This is a genomic window from Actinopolyspora mortivallis DSM 44261 (assembly GCF_000384035.1).
Lineage (GTDB): Bacteria > Actinomycetota > Actinomycetes > Mycobacteriales > Pseudonocardiaceae > Actinopolyspora > Actinopolyspora mortivallis.
This window is the reverse complement of sequence record NZ_KB913024.1, coordinates 2,676,400-2,692,840: the sequence shown is the minus strand read 5'-3', so window position 1 is coordinate 2,692,840 and position 16,441 is coordinate 2,676,400. Positions and strand designations below refer to the sequence as shown.

Sequence of the window (16,441 nt, the reverse complement as noted above, 5' to 3'; positions counted from 1 at the left end):
CCGGAACGGTTCGGCGTGCTCCGGTTCAGGTGGTGGCCAGGGTCAGAGGAAGCACCCCGACGGCGCCCGCCCGACGCAGCAGTCGGCTCACGACCGTGAGGGTCCATCCGGTGTCGGTGTAGTCGTCCACCAGCAGCAGCGGCCCCCCGAGCCCGGAGAGGTCCCCGCCGGAGGGGAGCTCGAAGCGGTTCCACAGTTCGGCCAGCCTCCGGGCGCTGTTCGGTCCGGCCGTGGGCGCGTGCCCGGAGACGGGAGAGACCGGGGGCAGCAGGGGGAGCCTTCCGATGGAGGCGATCCGTTCGGCCAGGCTCGACACCAGTTCCGGCCGACGCAGCGAGCCCACGGCGATCACCCCGGCCGGTCGCCGGGACCAGTCCCAGTCGGCCAGCACTCCCACACAGGCCTGCACCAGCTCCTCGGGGATGCCGGTGTCCGGGGACTGCGGGGAGAGCAGCTCCCGGAGCCGGTTCCCCCAGCCGATGTCGGTCAGCCTGCCGAGGGCGCGTCCCGGCTCGTGCTGCTCCCCGGCGGGAATCCGCCCGGCCACGTCGACACCGACCTCCTTCATCCCGGCGGGCCACATCCTGCGCGGTGTCAGGATGGTTCCGGCCCGCCGCAACTGCTGTTCGGCCCGCTCCAGCGTCTCCGCGGAGACCTCGGCGGTGAACCCCCGGCCGGTGCAGTTGTCGCACCTCCCGCACGGCCGCGCCCCCGGGTCGTCCAACGCGGAGCGCAGGAACTCCATGCGACATCCGGTGGTGGTCAGGTAGTCGAGCATGGCCCGTTGTTCGTGCTGGCGCTGTTCGGCGATCCGCCGGTAGCGTTCCGCGTCGTAGTCCCACCGCAGGCCGGTGGCGGTCCAGCCGCCCTTGACCCGGCGCACCGCTCCGTCCACGTCGAGCACCTTGAGGACCATCTCGATGCGGGAGCGGCTCAGTTCCACGTGGGGTTCCAGGGCAGCCGTGGAAAGCGGGCCGTCGGCCTGTTCGAGGGTGTTCAGCACCGCCCGCACGGTCGACTCGGGCGGGAAGGTCAGTGAGGTGAAGTAGTCCCAGATCCGCTGGTCCTCCCTGCCGGGAAGCAGCAGGACCTCGGCGCGGCGCACTCCGCGACCGGCTCGGCCGATCTGCTGGTAGTAGGAGATGGGGGAGGGCGGCGCTCCCAGGTGGACCACGAAACCCAGGTCCGGTTTGTCGAATCCCATGCCCAGGGCCGAGGTGGCCACCAGGGCTTTCACCTCGTTGTTCAGCAGGGCCTGTTCGGCGGAGCCGCGTTCGGCCGCCCCGGTGCGTCCCGAGTAGGCGGCCACCGTGAACCCCTGTTGGGTGAGGAACTCGGCCACCTCCTCGGCGGTGGAGACCGTCAGGGTGTAGATGATGCCGGATCCGGGCAGTGTGGGAAGGTTCTCCGCGAGCCAGGCCAGCCTGCGCGGTGTGTCCGGCAGGTCGAGCACCCCCAGGTGCAGGCTCTGCCGCTCGAGTTCGCCGCGCAGCACCAACGGGGCCTCGGTGGCGCCGTCGTCGCCGGTGACTCCCAGCTGCTCGGAGACGTCGTGCACAACGCGGTCGTTGGCGGTGGCCGTGGTGGCCAGCACCGGCACGCCCTCGGGGAGCTCGGCCAACAGGCTGCGCAGTCTGCGGTAGTCGGGGCGGAAGTCGTGTCCCCAGTCGGAGATGCAGTGTGCCTCGTCGACGACGAGCAGGCCGGTGGTGTGGGTCAGCTCCGTCAGGACGTTGTCCCTGAACTCCGGGTTGTTCAACCGTTCCGGGCTGACCAGCAGCACGTCCACCGCCCCCACGGCGACCTCCTCCTCGATCGAGGCCCACTCCTCCGGGTTGGCGGAGTTGATCGTCGCCGCGTGCACTCCCGCGGCGGCCGCCGCCTCCACCTGGTTGCGCATCAGGGCCAGCAGCGGGGAGACGATGACCGTGGGGCCCTCTCCGAGTTCCCGCAGCAGCGCGGTGGCCACGAAGTACACCGCGGACTTGCCCCAGCCTGTTCGCTGTACCACCAGGGTCCGTTGGCGCTCCAGGACCAGCGCGCGCACCGCGCGCCACTGGTCCTCCCGGAGGGCGGCCTCCGGCCCGGCCAGAGCGCGGAGTCGTTGCTCGGCCATCTCGCGAAGTGCCTGTTCGTCCACGGGGGGATTCTTGCGCAGTCCCCGTCGGGCGTCGGGAACGGGCCGTGGGGCTCGTCCGAAGCGGAGGGGCGTGTCGGTACCGACCACCCCGGCGGGGCCTCGCCCGGCGACTCCTTAGGCTGGGGGTGTGACTACCCACACCAACGCCGCAGAGGACACGGCCACCGTGGTCGGGACCTCCCACGACGAGCACGGGTTGCGCGAGCGCGTCCGTTCCGACGCCCGCCGGGCCCGGGCGGCCGCCACCGAGCTCGGGCTGGCCACTCGGGACGCCAAGGACGCGTTGCTGCACGCCCTGGCCGAGGCGTTGCCGCGGCGCTGTGACGAGATCCTCGCCGCCAACGCCGCCGATGTCGAGTCGGCCCGCGCCGCCGGGGCGGAAGCCAGCATGGTCGACCGACTGACCCTGTCCGAGGGACGTGTCGCCGGTATGGCCGAGGGGCTGCGCGCCCTGGCGGAACTTCCCGACCCCGTCGGTGAGGTGGTGCGCGGCAGCGTGCTGGGCAACGGACTGCGCCTGCGGCAGGTCCGGGTGCCGTTGGGGGTGGTCGGCATGGTCTACGAGGGCCGCCCCAACGTCACGGTCGACGCCGCCGGTCTGGCCCTCAAGGCGGGTAACGCCGTGCTGCTGCGCGGGTCGGCCTCGACGGAACGTTCCAACTCCGCCCTCGTGACGGTGTTGACCGACGTGCTGCGTGAACAGGGTTTTCCCGAAGACGCGGTGCGGCTGCTGCCCTGCCACGACCGGGAGTCGGTGCGTCACCTGGTGACCGCGCGCGGGCTGGTGGACGTGGTGATCCCGCGTGGCGGTGCCGGGCTGATCTCGGCCGTGGTCGAACAGGCCACGGTGCCCGCCATCGAGACCGGGGTGGGCAACTGCCACGTCTACGTCGACGCCGCCGCCGAGCACGACACCGCGCTGAGGATCCTGCTCAACTCCAAGACCCGACGGACCAGCGTGTGCAACGCGGCCGAGACGCTGCTGGTGCACCGGGACCTCGCGGAGTCCTTCGTGCCGGAGGCGGTGGCCGAGCTGCGGGCCGCCGGCGTGACCGTGCACGCCGACGAACGGGTCTGGCGGCTGGTGGGGGACACCGACGGTGTGGTGCCCGCTGCGGAGGAGGACTGGGACACCGAGTACCTGTCCTCGGACATGGCCGTCGCCGTGGTGGACTCCCTGGGGGAGGCGATCGAGCACATCTCAGCGCACGGTTCCGGGCACACCGAGGCTATCGTCACCGAGAACCTGCGTGCCGCCCAGCGTTTCACCGCCCGGGTGGACGCGGCGGCGGTGATGGTCAACGCCTCCACCGCGTTCACCGACGGTGGGGAGTTCGGCATGGGGGCCGAGATCGGGATCTCCACGCAGAAGCTGCACGCCCGCGGGCCGATGGCCCTGCCCGAGCTGACCACGACCAAGTGGCTGGTGTACGGCGAGGGACAGGTCCGGCCCGCGAACTGATCCCCGTCTGGGGCGGTGGTCTCCGCCGAGGGCGCGGTGTGGTTGCCGGTGACCTCACGGGCCGGATGCTCTACCGTCGGTGTCCTGGTGTCTCGGTTCGGTGTCGGGAGGCGGGTGTGTGTGAGGACCGGCGATCACGGCGCAGACGTGATCCGGCCGCGACCAGGACGGCGTTGTTGCGGGCCGCCGCCGAGTTGTTCGCCGAACGTGGTTTCGAGCAGACGACGGTGCGGGACGTGGCGGCCAGGGCCGAGGTCAATCAGGCTCTGCTGTTCCGTTACTTCGGTTCCAAGCAGGAGTTGTTCGCCGAGGTCCTCAACCGCAACAGCGAGACGTTGTTGGAAACCGTGCCCCCGGCCGAGCTGCCGAGACGGATCCTGGAGAACGTGCTTTCCGAGGGTGCCGTGGTGGGGGGTGAGCACACGCTGGTGGGGATGCTGCGTTCCTTCGGTGACGAGCGGGCCGCCCGCGTGTTGCGGGACGAGTTGGGCGAGTCCTACTCCCGACGGTTGGCCCGTCTCAGTGACGCCCGGGACGCGCGGCTGAGGGCCGACCTGGTGCTCGCGTGGTTGTTCGGCATCGGGATGCTGCGTTCGGTGCTGCGTAAGTCACCGTTGGCCGAGGCCGACGAGCGGGAGGTGCTCGACCACGTGACCCGCACGGTCGCCCTGCTGCTGGAGAACTCCGAGTCCGGCGATCCGGCGGAGGAGTGAACTCGCCGAATTCCACCTTTTCGGAGGAGTGCACGGCCGGAGACGGCTTCCTACCATGACTTTTGGTAAGCGGTTGCTTACTTTTGTCTCGTGTCCGGGAGCCGCACATGACCACGACCGACCCGACGCCGCGGACCTACCCCTTCAACGCCCCCGACAGGTTGCGCCTGGACCCCTTCTACGCGGAGCTGCGCAGACAGGAACCGGTCTCCCGGGTTCGGCTCCCCTATGGGGAGGACGCCTGGTTGGCCACCAGGTACTCCGACGTCAGGACCGTCTTCGCCGATCCCCGGTTCAGCAGGGCCGCCGCCGTGGGCCGGGACGAGCCCCGCGCCCGCCCCACGGCGCAACAGACCGGCATCCTCACGATGGACCCTCCCGAACACACCAGGTTGCGCAAACTCGTGGCCAAGGCGTTCACCGCACGCAGGGTGGAGCAGCTGCGTCCCCGCGCCCAGCGGATCGCCGACGACCTCGTCCGGGGGATGCACCGCAAGGGCCCGCCGCTGGACCTCGTCGAGGAGTTCGCCCTGCCACTGCCGATCACCGTGATCTGCGAACTGCTCGGAGTGCCCTACTCCGACCGGAAGGACTTCCGCGTCTGGTCCGACGCCTTCCTGTCCACCAGCAAGCTCTCCGCGCAGCAGGTCGAGGACTACATCACGCAGATGCGGGGCTACATGGCCGGACTGATCGAACAACGCCGCGCCCAGCCCGCCGAGGACCTGCTGAGCGGTCTCATCCAGGCCCGCGACGAGCAGGACAAGCTCTCCGAGACCGAACTGGTGGACCTGGCCGTCGGCCTCCTGGTGGCCGGGCACGAGACCACGGCCACCCAGATCCCCAACTTCGTCTACGTGCTGCTGACGCACCCGAGTGAACTCGAATGGCTGCGGAACAACCCGGACCGGGTTCCCGACGCCGTCGAGGAGCTCATGCGATTCGTGCCGTTGGGGGTCAACGCCGCCTTTCCCCGCTACGCCCTGGAGGACGTGGAGCTCGGCGGGGTGCTGATCCGTGCCGGAGAGCCGGTGCTGGCCAGCCTCGCCTCGGCCAACCGGGACGAGAGCGTGTTCGACGACCCGGAGGAGCTGAACCTCACCCGGGAGTCCAACTCCCACATCGGTTTCGGGCACGGGCCGCACCACTGCCTGGGGGCCCAGCTCGCCCGGATGGAGCTACAGGTGGCCCTGGGGACGTTGTTGCGCGAGTTCCCCGGGCTGCGGCTCGGGGCGGACGAGCAGGACGTGGTCTGGAAGAGCGGGATGCTGGTCCGTGGGCCACAGCATCTTCCGCTGGCGTGGGACTGAAACCCGAGAACGAGACGGACTGGAGGTCACCCGAGATGAGCTGGCTGGTAGAGGTCGACGGACAGACCTGCATCGGATCGGGAATGTGTTCGGCGATCGCGGAGGGCTATTTCGCGGTGGAGGAGGGGGTCTCGCGTCCGCTGCACAGCGACGTCGAACCCAACGACGAGGTGGTGGACGCCGCGGAGTCCTGCCCGGTGGAGGCCATCGCGGTGTGGGAGCGGTCCTCGGGGCGGAAGTTGGCTCCCGAGGAGTGAACACCGTGAACCCGGCGGGAGGCTCCCGCCGTTCTGATGGGGGACACGCCGGACGGGGGACCGCCCGTGGGCTCGCTCACCGGGCGGGCGCCTGCCCCTCCGGTGGCGTGTCACGGCGGGTTAGGCTGGGGCACCATGTCGCGTCCTCGTCGAATCGGCATCATGGGGGGAACCTTCGACCCCATCCATCACGGGCACCTCGTCGCCGCGAGTGAGGTCCAGGCTCAGTTCGGCATGGAGCAGGTGCTGTTCGTGCCCACCGGGCAGCCGTGGCAGAAGGAGCACGAGGACGTCAGCCCGGCCGAGGACCGGTACCTGATGACGGTGATCGCCACCGCCTCGAACCCGAGGTTCTCGGTGAGCAGGGTGGACATAGACCGCGGCGGCCCGACGTACACGATAGACACCCTGTCCGACCTGCACGCCCAGTATCCGGACGCGCGGTTGTACTTCATCACCGGCGCCGACGCGTTGGAGCAGATACTGTCCTGGCACCGGGTGCAGGACCTGTTCGACCTGGCTCATTTCATCGGTGTCACCCGGCCCGGTTATGCACTCGACGACGAGCACCTGCCGCGGGGATCGGTCACCCTCGTGGAGATTCCCGCCATGGCGATCTCCTCCACCGGGTGCCGTCAACGGGTCTCCGCCGGGCTGCCCGTCTGGTACCTGGTTCCGGACGGGATCGTGCAGTACATCAGCAAACGCGGCCTCTACCGGAGCTTCGGCCAGTCACCGGCACCGGAGTGGGGACCATGATCATCCGGTACAACACGGGTACAACTCGGATCACCTCACCCGGTCGCTCCGCGGTCGGGAGCCGAGCCCAACGCCGAATCAACCAGTGAGCGGGTGCGCTCGATCGCCTCGGGCCACTCGTGGGTGTAGGGGTTGCGGAGCCTCTTCCGGAGTCGCCTGCCTGCTTGCCTGGTGCGTCCGTGGGAGAGCCGCCAGCTTTCTGGGCGGCGGCCAAGCCGGTGTTGGGCGTGCGGCATCCCCGGACGCGGAGCGGAAGGCAGGCGACCCAGGCGGCAGGGACCGCCGAGGAGGCTCATCACCCGCACACCGGTACGGCTTGGCACCGTGGCCGGTTGAGTACCTGTCCCTGGTGTCGTTTGCTGATGTTGTGCGAATCGAACAGTCTCAAAGGGACTCTTCGTGGGAAGATACCTCCGAGGCTGTTCGTTAATCAGCGCTGAACAGGGACCTGGTAAGGGTCCTTGGTCTGATGAGGGTCGCTACCACTACTGGTATTGGTGACCAGACCAGAGAAGATGATGAGTCCGACCACTGCGATAGCCGCACCGACTATCTGAGCGACCCGGGCCAGCCCCGGATCCCGGCGTCTCCCCCAGAACCCTGCGCCGAGCAGGACGAGTCCAACCAGTAGGGGACCATACCCGAAGGGGATCGATGCCCAGAACACTACTCCAACAAGGACCGTGAACGATATATAACGAAACGCTATGGCCCTGTTGCTTCGATGAGGTGTATCAAGCTCCGTGCTCGTCATGGGGATCTCGTCTCCTCGGCTCAATGCGGGTTAGCCTGATGTCTCCCAGTATAATCCACCATCGGCTTGTGCTTGTTGGAAAATAGAGACATTAGCCTGCTGGATGCAGTTGAAGTATTCGACGAGGCAGAACTGGCCCTGCGTACGAACCTCCCATATGTTCCAGCCAACACCGTAGGACACGTTCCGGTTAGTTTCACCCTTGTAGTTCCAGCCGGGGACATACGTCGATCCCCAGGTGCTGATCTTGTTGGTGGCAGTGATGGTCATACCATCGCCGCACCAGCCAACTTCCTGGTTGTACCTCCATATCGCGCCGCCGTAGGCGTTCTGGCCTTCGTACCACGTATGCTCGCTCCAGCATCCTGCGGCCGCGATGGCACGTTCGCGCTCTTGTGTGCTCAGGGGGTCTCCGGCTCGTTCGGCAAGCTGGGCATACTCTTCCGGAGTAACAGCTTCCGCTGATGGCGGCCCCCCAGAAACAACCTTGACTACTTTCGCCTCCGTCGGGACATCTCCGCTGGTGGAAGCGTTCGCAGCGGGGGCGGCGGAGACCGTCACCACTAAAGCAACTCCAGCCAAGAATAAGCCTCTGAGTCTTGCTAGCACAAGCAACCTCTCTTCCGTATCTATCGAAGGGAAAACCTTCCCGATCTTCTTATCAACCACAAAGGCGAAAGTGTTTCTAGTTTGCATGAATTGAAGCAGTTGGGTATCACACAGAAAAATTAACTCTTTTGGTGGTGCATAAAAGTATCTTTTTCTGGCGATGTGAGCACTTAGGGGACTCTTGACTTCCCGATTTGCCCGCTGGGAGCGGCTCGGTGCCGGATGAGCTAGGGGAATGGAGCCTGGACGCTCAGACGTGCGATGGGGTGGCTCCGTGCCTCGACCGGTACAAATCCGGTACATCCGAGGGTGGCCATCGACCGCAGACGATGGCAAACCACGATCACCGTTTGGCCTGTTCAGAGAGCCACACCGTCTCGTCGTTCCCGGGCAGGGAAGTCGAGGTGCAGTACATCAGCAAACGTGGCCTCTACCGGAGCTTCGGCCAGTCACCGGCACCGGAGTGGGGACCCGCGTGAGCGGCGACACCCCTACCGTTCCGTGGGGCGGGCGGGGCGTGTCCTCTCGTCCGCCGTCGGGCGTCCCGGAAACCGGCGGATTCCGCGTTCCGGACACCGAGTGGTTATCCTCGTTCGAGGTATGCGGTCGCAGCACGTGACCACCGAGAGGAGCGATGTGGCAGCCAGCGAAGACGCCCGTGAACTGGCCCTGGTAGCGGCGCGGGCCGCGTCGGACAAGAAGGCCGAGGACCTGGTCCTGCTCGACGTGTCCGACCGGCTCGTGGTCACCGACTGTTTCGTGATCGCCTCCGCGCCGAACGAGCGGCAGGTCGACGCGATCGTCGAGTCGGTCGAGGAGAAGATGCGCGCGGCGGGAACGAAACCCGTGCGTAGGGAGGGCACTCGGGAGGGACGCTGGGTGCTGCTCGATTTCGTCGACGTCGTCGTGCACGTTCAGCACTCCGAGGAGCGCGCCTTCTACGAGCTGGAGAGGCTCTGGAAGGACTGCCCGGTCATCGAGTTCGAGGAGGAGACCGCGGCGACGAACCTCCCCCGGACCGGCGACGAAGAGGACGACCAGGCGTGACCCTGCAGCGATTGGTGCTCTGGCGGCACGGTGAGACGGAGTTCAACGTGACCGGCCGCATTCAGGGACACCTGGACAGTGAACTCACCGAGGTGGGGCTGGAGCAGGCCAAGCGGGCCGCTCCGGTGGTCGCCGAGTTCGGCCCCGAGGTGGTGGTGAGTTCCGACCTGCGCCGGGCGCGGGCGACGGCGGCGGCTTTCGCCGAGGTCAGCGGCCATGAAGTCAGACTGGACAAGCGGTTGCGCGAGACCCATGTCGGTGAGTGGCAGGGACTCAGCGGGGCCGAGGTCGAGGACGGCTGGCCCGGCTGGATGGGAACCTGGCGGGCCCAGCCGACCTGGGCTCCCCCCGGAGGGGAGTCCAGGGTGGAGGTGGCCGAACGGGCCCGTGAGGTCGTACGCGAACTCGACGAGTCCTGCGGTGGAACGGCGCTGGTGTGCGCACACGGCGGGTTGATCACCGCGTTGACCGCCAGCCTGCTGGAGTGGCCCACGGAGATGTGGCCGAGTCTGGGCGGGGTGGGCAACTGCCGATGGGCGGTACTGTCCCGGAACGCGGTGGGCAGACAGGGATGGCGGTTGCTGACCTACAACGGTGGGTTGCCGGAATGACCGCGGTCGCGAAGGCGGGGGCCGGTGCGGCTTCCCGCGGTGGGCGCGGACGAGCGTGGGTTCTGCCGTGACCACGGCCGTGGTCACGGATTCGGCGGCCGGTCTGCCGCCGGAGCGGGCCGAGTCCCACGGCGTGCGCGTGGTGCCGTTGCACGCCCGGGTGGACGACCCCGCCGGGGGCGGGAGGATTCTCGCGACGGACGAGTTGACCGCCGCCCTCGAACAGGGCAGACGGGTGAGTACCGCTGGTGCCACGGTTCCGGAGTTCACTCGCGTGTACCGCGAGGCGCTGGGCTCGGGCGCGGACTCCGTGCTGTCGGTGCACCTGTCGGGAAGGCTGTCCGGTACGTGTGACGCGGCGCGGGTCGCCGCGCGCGAGGTGGATCCCGTCCGGATCCACGTGCTCGACTCCCGCTCCGTGGCGATGGGGCTGGGGTTCGCCGCGTTGGCTGCGGCGGAACGGGCGCGCTCCGGCGCGACGGTGTCCGAGGTGTCCGGTGTGGCGGAACGCGCCGCCTCGCGTGCCGCCGTGCTGTTCTCGGTGCGGACGCTGGAGTATCTCCGTCGTGGTGGACGGATCGGCTCGGCGGCGGCGTTGGTGGGCACGGCGCTGTCGGTCAGGCCGCTGCTGCGGGTGCGGGACGGCGCGATCGAGGCCGTGGAGAAGGTCCGCACCACGAACAGGGCCCTGAGCAGGCTGCGGGAGCTGGCCGTGGCCACCGCCGGTGCGCAACCCGGGGTGGCGGTGGCCGTGCAGCATCTGGCGGCTCCGCGACGGGCGAACGAGCTGGCCTCCTCGCTGGTGCGGCGTCTGCCCTCGTGTTCCGACTGTGTGGTCTCCGAGATCGATCCCACCGTCGGGGCGCACATCGGGCCCGGCGCGTTGGGGGTGGTCGTGTTGCCCGGCGGATGGCACGTGCCGGACACGGAGAGGCCACCCGGCGCGGGGAACCGGTGAGGAGTCGGCAGCCGAACCTCCCGTGACCGGGAAGCGTTCGTCCACAACCCGCACTGTTGTGCACAGGAGGACGGATCGTCCGTTCCGCCTCTCCGCCAGGCCGGGCTAGTTTCGCACCATGTCCGACTCCTTCTCCCTCCGTGGCTCCGAACGGTCCGCCGAGTCCGGTGAGTCCGGTCGGCACGCCACCGAGCCGCCCGCACGTCGACGGTTGCGGGAACTGATGGCCGATTCGGACCAGGACGAGCAGGGCGAGGCCTCCACCGAACGGGCGGGTGGATGGCGGGAGCGGATCGCGGGGGTGCTGCGCCGGGCACTGCCCGATCCCGGGCGTGCGGGGTGCCTCGGGACGAGTGCCGTGGCCGTGCTCGGATGTCTGGTGTTCGCGTTCGGGTGGGGCTCCGGGAACGAGCCCGCCCGGGTTCCCGTGCGGGAACCGACCACGGTGGATCCGGTGTCCACCACGACCGCCGCCACCGAGAGCATCGTCGTCAGCGTCGTCGGACGGGTCCACCGGCCCGGACTGATCACCCTGGACGGGGGCGCGAGGGTCGCCCAGGCGTTGCGGGCCGCGGGTGGGCCGCTGCCGGACACGGACACGCTGGGACTCAACCTGGCCCGGCAGCTCTCCGACGGTGAGCAGCTCTACGTGGGGGTCGAGCCTCCGGAGGAGGCGTCCTCGGGCGGGAAGGCGGAGGGGACGGAGCGCTCCACCGTCGACCTCAACGAAGCGGGGGAACGGGAACTGCGGGAACTTCCCGGCGTGGGACCGGTCACCGCCGACAGCATACTCCGGTGGCGTGCCGAGCACGGGCCGTTCGCCTCCGTGGAACAGCTGCGGGAGGTGGACGGTATCGGACCGGCCACACTCGCCAGGTTGCGTGAGCTGGTTCGGGCGTGAGCACGGCGCGGGCGTTCGTCTCCTCGGCGGAGACCTCGTCCACACTCGACTTCCGACTGGTCCCCGGAGCCGTGGGTAGCTGGGCCACCACAGTGGTCTGTCTGCACTTCGGTTGGCCGACGGCGGCGGTGCTGGCGGCGCTGGGAGCTCTGCTCGTCGTCTCCTCGGTGGTCTCCTCTCCGCGAGGACGGTGGGTGAACGGAGCCGTCCTGCTGGCCGTGTTGGTCACCACCACGGCGTTCGGGCTGGCCGTCCGGCTCCGCCACCTCGACGGGCACGAACTGCGCGCGGTGGGGCGACGAACCGACAGCGTGCAGGTCCGCGTGGAACTCACCGAGCGCCCCACCCCCACCGCCGCCGCCCCGGAAAAGGGACGTCCGGCGGGGAAGAGGGCCGTGGTCCGTGCCCGGCTACGTGCCTTTCGGGCCGACGAACACTGGTACTCCACGAGCGGGGACGTGCTGCTACTGGTTCCGGGTTCCTCGTGGCAGGGACTGTTGCGGGGACAGCGGATCGGGACCACGGCAGCCGTGCTGCCCCCGCACGGCCGGGATCCGCTGGTGGCGGTGCTGGCGGTGCACCAGCCTCCGGGGAACGTGACGCCTCCACCGCTGTCCCAGCGGGTGGCGGAGAACCTCCGCGCGGGACTGCGACGCGCGAGTTCGAGCTCGCTCGGACCGGAAGCGGCCGGACTGCTTCCCGGGCTGGTGGTGGGGGACACCGGCGGTCTGCCCGCCACGGTGCGCGAGGATTTCCGGGACGCCGGACTGACCCATCTCACCGCCGTGTCCGGGGCCAACCTCGCCATCGTCTGCGGTGCCGCGCTGGTGTTGTTGCGCTCGGTCCGGGCGCCACCGGTCGTCGCCGCCTCAGGTGCGGCGGGAGCGCTGCTCGGTTTCGTCGTCCTGGCGGGAGGGGAACCGAGCGTGCTGCGTGCGGCTGTGATGGGGGGCATCGGTCTGCTGGCGCTGCTGCTGGGCAGGCGGGGACAGGCGTTGCCCTCCCTGGCGACGAGCGTGATCGTGCTGCTGGTGGCGGTTCCCCGGCTGTCCGTCAGCCCCGGGTTCGTGTTGTCGGTGGCCGCCACGGCCGCGCTGGTTCTGCTGGCTCCCCGCTGGTCGGGATGGCTGCGTGCCCGGGGCGTGCCGCGTGGCTTCGCCGAGGTGCTCGCCGTGCCCGCTGCCGCCCAGGTGGCCACGGGTCCGGCCGTGGTGGCCCTGTCCGGTGAGTTCAGCCTGGTGGGAGTGCTGGCCAACATGGTGACCGAGCCGATGGTGGCTCCGGCGACCGTGCTGGGGGTGTTGGCCACGGTGACGAGTCCCTGGTTCCCGTGGTTGGGGGAGGTCCTCACCCTGGCCGCGGCGCCGGCTCTGGAGTGGATCCTGCTGGTCGCCCGCCAGGCGGGCGGTCTTCCCACGGCCACGGTGCCGCTTCCCGGTGGGCTCACCGGAGCTGCCGTGTTCACGGTCGCGGTGCTCGTGCTGTGGCTGGTGGTCCGTTTCGGACGGTTCCGTCCCTGGACCGTGGTGGTCCTGGTGCTTTCGTTGGTCGTGGTGCTGCTCGGCCCGGTGGCCGTGCGGCGGCCCTGGCCGCCCCGCGACTCCTGGGGGGTGGTGGCCTGTGACGTGGGACAGGGCGACGGGTTGGTGTTGGCCACCTCGCGGAGTGGGACCGCCGTGGTGGTGGACACCGGTCCCTCGGCGGAGCTGATCGACGAGTGTCTGGACCGTCTCGGGGTGCACCGTGTCCCGCTGTTGGTGCTCACCCACCCGCACGACGATCACTTCGCCGGGCTGGCCGGAGTGTTCGCCGGTCGTGAGGTCGAACGGGTGGGCCTCGCCCGACAGCGGAGCTGGGCGGACACCGACGTACTCGGGCGAGTGCGTTCGGCCGGGGCGCGGGTGGTGCGCCTGGCGGGCGGACAACGGTGGAGCTGGCCCGGGCTGGGGGTGCGGGTGCTCGCCCCGGAGGGCGACACCGGAGTCGCGCCCGGAAGGAGGGTCAACGACTCCTCGGTGGTGCTGAGGGCCACCACCCGGGTGGGGAGGGTGTTGTTGACCGGTGACATCGAGCTGCGTGCCCAGCGCAGGCTGCTCGACGACGGGGAAGCCCTGCGCGCGGAGATCCTGAAGGTTCCCCATCACGGCTCGCGGTACACGAGTGAGAAGTTCCTGCGGACGGTGGATCCACGGTTGGCCCTGGTCAGTGTGGGCAGCGACAACGACTACGGGCACCCGAGCGCCACCGTGCTCGACACCCTGCGCGCCACGGGGGTGTTGGTACGGCGTACGGACCGGAGTGGGACGGTCGCCGTGCTCGGAACAGCGGAGGAGATGACCGTGGTCTCTTCGGGAAGCCCGGTGCGCCGGCGGTGACACCACGCCGGGGCACAACCCGACGTGGTGTCCGTGGCGCGGATCAGTCGTTCAGGGCCCGGTCCACGGCCTCGGTGGTGGGGGCCACGGTGGCCTTCGGCCCGATGTGCTCCTGCAACGAGTCCATCGTCTTGAGACCGTCACCGGTGATGAGCAGCACCGTCTCGGCGTCGGGGTCGATCTGCCCGGCCTCGATCAGCTTCTTGGCCGTGGCGACGGTGACCCCACCCGCGGTCTCGGCGAAGATGCCCTCGGTGCGGGCCAGCAGCCGGATGCCCTCCACGACCTCCTCGTCGCTGACGTCCTCGACGGCCCCGTTCGTACGACGCACGGTGTCCAACACGTACGGCCCGTCCGCGGGAGCACCGATGGCCAACGAACGCGCGATGGTGTCCGGCCGAACCGGCTGGACCACGTCCTGGCCCTCCTTGTAGGCGTTGGCCACCGGGGAGCACCCGGAGGCCTGGGCGCCGAAGAGCCGGTACGGACTGGGTTCCACCAGTCCCACCTCGCCGAGTTCCCGGAAGCCCTTGTCGACCTTGGTGAGCTGGGAGCCGGAGGCGATCGGCACGACCACCTGTTCGGGAAGACGCCATCCGAGCTGTTCGGCGACCTCGAAGGCGAGGGTCTTGGAGCCCTCCGAGTAGTACGGACGGACGTTGACGTTCACGAACGCCCAGTCCTCGTGCTCACCGGCGAGTTCGGTGGCCAGCCTGTTCACGTCGTCGTAGTTGCCGTCCACGGCCAACAGCGAGCCGTCGTACACGGCCGTCATGAGCACCTTCGCCCGTTCGAGCGAAGAGGGCACCAGGACCACCGAGTCCCAGCCTGCCCGGGCCGCTGCCGCTCCCACCGCGTTGGCCAGGTTGCCGGTGGACGGGCAGGCGAGGACCTTGAAGCCGAACTCGCGGGCGGCGGCCAGGGCGACGGCCACCACCCGGTCCTTGAAGGAGTGCGTGGGGTTTCCGGTGTCGTCCTTGACCCAGATACGTTTGACACCGAGCGCCTCGGCCAGGGCGTCGGCGCGTATGAGCCGGGTACAACCGGGGTCGGTGTTCGGGTGCCGTTCCACATCGGACGGAACGGGCAGCAGTTTCTTGTACCGCCAGATCGAACGGGGCCCGGATTCGATGTCCTCACGGCGGACCCGACCGAAGTCGTAGGTGACTTCCAGCGGAGAGAAGTCCTCCAGGGAGACGAACTCGGGGGCCAGGGGTTGCCGGTGGCCCTCCTCCTTCGAAACCAGTTCCGCGGCCGGTCCCAGGTCGAGTTTCCGGTTCGACGTGTCGGCCTGTGTTCGGGCGGCAGCTGTCATCGCGAGGTCCTTTCCCCTCATCTGTCCCGCTGGCGGGTCGGAATTGGCACCACTTGCGTCGTCTGCCTCGCGCTCGTGATCACGACAGGCGACGCCGGTTGCCGGGGCTTCACAGGGCCGTTCCCTCTGCCCCTCTGGATGAGCTATCCATGTTGTGCGGGCAACGCTACGGCATGAGCCCGTGATCCGACCACTGTGATCCAGCATCCGGGACGGGAGGGGGGAGCCCGGCCCGGTGCGAGAATGGGGGCATGAATCCGGCACCGGCGTCGTTGCATCTCGTGGTCGGCGAAGAGGAACTGCTGGTGGAGCGTGCCGTTTCCGAAACCCTCGCCGCCGCGCGGGAGAGTGATCCCGGTACCGAGCTCCGCCGGGCGAGGGTGAGTGAACTCACTCCTCCCGAACTCGACGAGATGCTCAGTCCCTCGTTGTTCTCCGAGGGGCGTGTCGTGGCACTGGAGGCGGCCCAGGAGGCGGGCAAGGAGATCGCCGAGGCGGTGCTCTCCCACGCGCGTGCGCCCGCCGAGGGAGTGGTTCTCCTCGTGCTGCACAACGGCGGTGGGCGTGCCAAACAGGCCAAGGAACTTCCCGCCACCCTACGGAAGCTCGGTGCCACGGTGACCGAGTGTCCCCGGCTCACGCGTCCTTCCGAGCGGGAGAGCTTCGTGAAGGCCGAGGCGAGCCGTTGCGGGGGACGGATCGAACCCGCCGCGGTGAGCGCGTTGCTGGAGACCGTGGGCAACGATCTGCGTGAGTTGGCCTCCTCGGTGTCGCAGTTGGTCGCCGACACCGACGGGAAGGTGGACGAGGCGGCGGTGCGGCGCTACCACCAGGGCAAGGCCGAGGTGACCGGTTTCGTCGTGGCGGAGAAAGCGGTCATGGGGGACCGTGCCGGGGCACTGGAGGCGCTGCGCTGGGCGCTGCGGCTGGGGGTGCCGCACGTGTTGATCGCCGACGCCCTGGCGGACGCGGTGCGCACCATCGGTCGGGTCGCGAGCGCCGGAGGAGGGGACCAGTACCGGCTGGCCAAGGAACTCGGCATGCCCCCCTGGAAGGTCAAGAAGGCCCAGTCCCAGGCACGAGGGTGGAACCGGGCCGGTGTCACCAGCGCCATGGGGCTGGTGGCCGAGCTGAACGGGCAGGTGAAGGGACAGGCGGCCGATGCCGACTACGCCCTGGAACGGGCGGTGCTCGGGTTGGTCGAACTGCGTGCGCGGTGACCCCACGAAC

At 69.2% G+C, this 16,441-nt stretch carries 14 protein-coding genes and 1 riboswitch; of the genes, 11 read left to right on the top strand and 3 right to left on the bottom strand.

What is annotated here, in order from left to right; all coding sequences use genetic code 11:
• Nucleotides 1-25: 25 nt before the first annotated feature.
• Nucleotides 26-2,116 (bottom strand): RecQ family ATP-dependent DNA helicase, encoded by a 2,091-nt coding sequence (locus ACTMO_RS0112665; protein ID WP_051099292.1) that lies wholly within the window; start codon nt 2,114-2,116, stop codon nt 26-28.
• A gap of 151 nt (nt 2,117-2,267) precedes the next feature.
• On the opposite strand from ACTMO_RS0112665, the gene ACTMO_RS0112660 reads away from it, so the two are divergent.
• The 5 genes from ACTMO_RS0112660 (at nt 2,268) to nadD (ending at nt 6,641) form a co-directional block, all read left to right on the top strand.
• Nucleotides 2,268-3,602 (top strand): glutamate-5-semialdehyde dehydrogenase, encoded by a 1,335-nt coding sequence (locus ACTMO_RS0112660; protein ID WP_245556154.1) that lies wholly within the window; start codon nt 2,268-2,270, stop codon nt 3,600-3,602.
• Nucleotides 3,603-3,718: 116 nt separating this feature from the next.
• Nucleotides 3,719-4,315, top strand: a complete 597-nt coding sequence (locus tag ACTMO_RS0112655; RefSeq protein ID WP_019855061.1) for a TetR/AcrR family transcriptional regulator — start codon at nt 3,719-3,721, stop codon at nt 4,313-4,315.
• Nucleotides 4,316-4,422: 107 nt separating this feature from the next.
• Complete coding sequence (locus ACTMO_RS0112650; RefSeq protein ID WP_019855060.1) at nt 4,423-5,625, top strand: cytochrome P450; 1,203 nt, start codon at nt 4,423-4,425, stop codon at nt 5,623-5,625.
• A 35-nt stretch (nt 5,626-5,660) separates the two neighbouring features.
• On the top strand, nt 5,661-5,882 hold the full coding sequence (locus ACTMO_RS0112645) for a ferredoxin (RefSeq protein ID WP_026449182.1): 222 nt from the start codon (nt 5,661-5,663) through the stop codon (nt 5,880-5,882).
• Between the two features lie 135 nt (nt 5,883-6,017).
• A complete protein-coding gene (nadD, locus tag ACTMO_RS0112640) occupies nt 6,018-6,641 on the top strand; it encodes a nicotinate-nucleotide adenylyltransferase (RefSeq protein WP_026449181.1) in 624 nt (207 codons plus the stop codon).
• Between the two features lie 784 nt (nt 6,642-7,425).
• Here the strand turns inward: nadD and ACTMO_RS22950 are convergent.
• A complete protein-coding gene (locus ACTMO_RS22950; RefSeq protein WP_157062875.1) occupies nt 7,426-8,064 on the bottom strand; it encodes a hypothetical protein in 639 nt (212 codons plus the stop codon).
• Nucleotides 8,065-8,640: 576 nt separating this feature from the next.
• Here ACTMO_RS22950 and rsfS point away from each other — a divergent pair.
• The 5 genes from rsfS (at nt 8,641) to ACTMO_RS0112615 (ending at nt 13,896) form a co-directional block, all read left to right on the top strand.
• A complete protein-coding gene (rsfS, locus tag ACTMO_RS0112635; RefSeq protein ID WP_033401925.1) occupies nt 8,641-9,051 on the top strand; it encodes a ribosome silencing factor in 411 nt (136 codons plus the stop codon).
• On the top strand, nt 9,048-9,662 hold the full coding sequence (locus ACTMO_RS0112630; RefSeq protein WP_019855056.1) for a histidine phosphatase family protein: 615 nt from the start codon (nt 9,048-9,050) through the stop codon (nt 9,660-9,662). The genes rsfS and ACTMO_RS0112630 overlap by 4 nt, the downstream gene beginning before the upstream one ends.
• Nucleotides 9,663-9,729: 67 nt before the next feature.
• Complete coding sequence (locus ACTMO_RS0112625; RefSeq protein WP_019855055.1) at nt 9,730-10,620, top strand: DegV family protein; 891 nt, start codon at nt 9,730-9,732, stop codon at nt 10,618-10,620.
• A gap of 118 nt (nt 10,621-10,738) precedes the next feature.
• Complete coding sequence (locus ACTMO_RS20995) at nt 10,739-11,521, top strand: ComEA family DNA-binding protein (protein WP_019855054.1); 783 nt, start codon at nt 10,739-10,741, stop codon at nt 11,519-11,521.
• Nucleotides 11,518-13,896, top strand: coding sequence for a ComEC/Rec2 family competence protein (locus tag ACTMO_RS0112615; RefSeq protein ID WP_019855053.1), 2,379 nt, complete (start codon nt 11,518-11,520; stop codon nt 13,894-13,896). The genes ACTMO_RS20995 and ACTMO_RS0112615 overlap by 4 nt, the downstream gene beginning before the upstream one ends.
• A 43-nt stretch (nt 13,897-13,939) precedes the next feature.
• Here the strand turns inward: ACTMO_RS0112615 and thrC are convergent, their stop codons facing one another.
• Entirely contained in the window at nt 13,940-15,211 is a 1,272-nt protein-coding gene (gene thrC, locus ACTMO_RS0112610) for a threonine synthase (protein ID WP_019855052.1), read from the bottom strand.
• Between the two features lie 14 nt (nt 15,212-15,225).
• A riboswitch (SAM riboswitch) is annotated at nt 15,226-15,356 on the bottom strand.
• A gap of 106 nt (nt 15,357-15,462) precedes the next feature.
• On the opposite strand from thrC, the gene holA reads away from it, so the two are divergent.
• The gene (gene holA, locus ACTMO_RS0112605; protein WP_019855051.1) at nt 15,463-16,431 is read left to right on the top strand and encodes a DNA polymerase III subunit delta; all 969 of its coding nucleotides are present in this window, start codon (nt 15,463-15,465) and stop codon (nt 16,429-16,431) included.
• Nucleotides 16,432-16,441 lie beyond the last annotated feature (10 nt).

Coding starts and splice junctions, on each gene's coding strand:
- holA (WP_019855051.1), top strand. CDS start 15,463: ATGAATCCGGCACCGGCGTCGTTGCATCTCGTGGTCGGCGAAGAGGAA.
- ACTMO_RS0112645 (WP_026449182.1), top strand. CDS start 5,661: ATGAGCTGGCTGGTAGAGGTCGACGGACAGACCTGCATCGGATCGGGA.
- ACTMO_RS0112650 (WP_019855060.1), top strand. CDS start 4,423: ATGACCACGACCGACCCGACGCCGCGGACCTACCCCTTCAACGCCCCC.
- thrC (WP_019855052.1), bottom strand. CDS start 15,211: ATGACAGCTGCCGCCCGAACACAGGCCGACACGTCGAACCGGAAACTC.
- ACTMO_RS0112665 (WP_051099292.1), bottom strand. CDS start 2,116: ATGGCCGAGCAACGACTCCGCGCTCTGGCCGGGCCGGAGGCCGCCCTC.
- ACTMO_RS20995 (WP_019855054.1), top strand. CDS start 10,739: ATGTCCGACTCCTTCTCCCTCCGTGGCTCCGAACGGTCCGCCGAGTCC.
- nadD (WP_026449181.1), top strand. CDS start 6,018: ATGTCGCGTCCTCGTCGAATCGGCATCATGGGGGGAACCTTCGACCCC.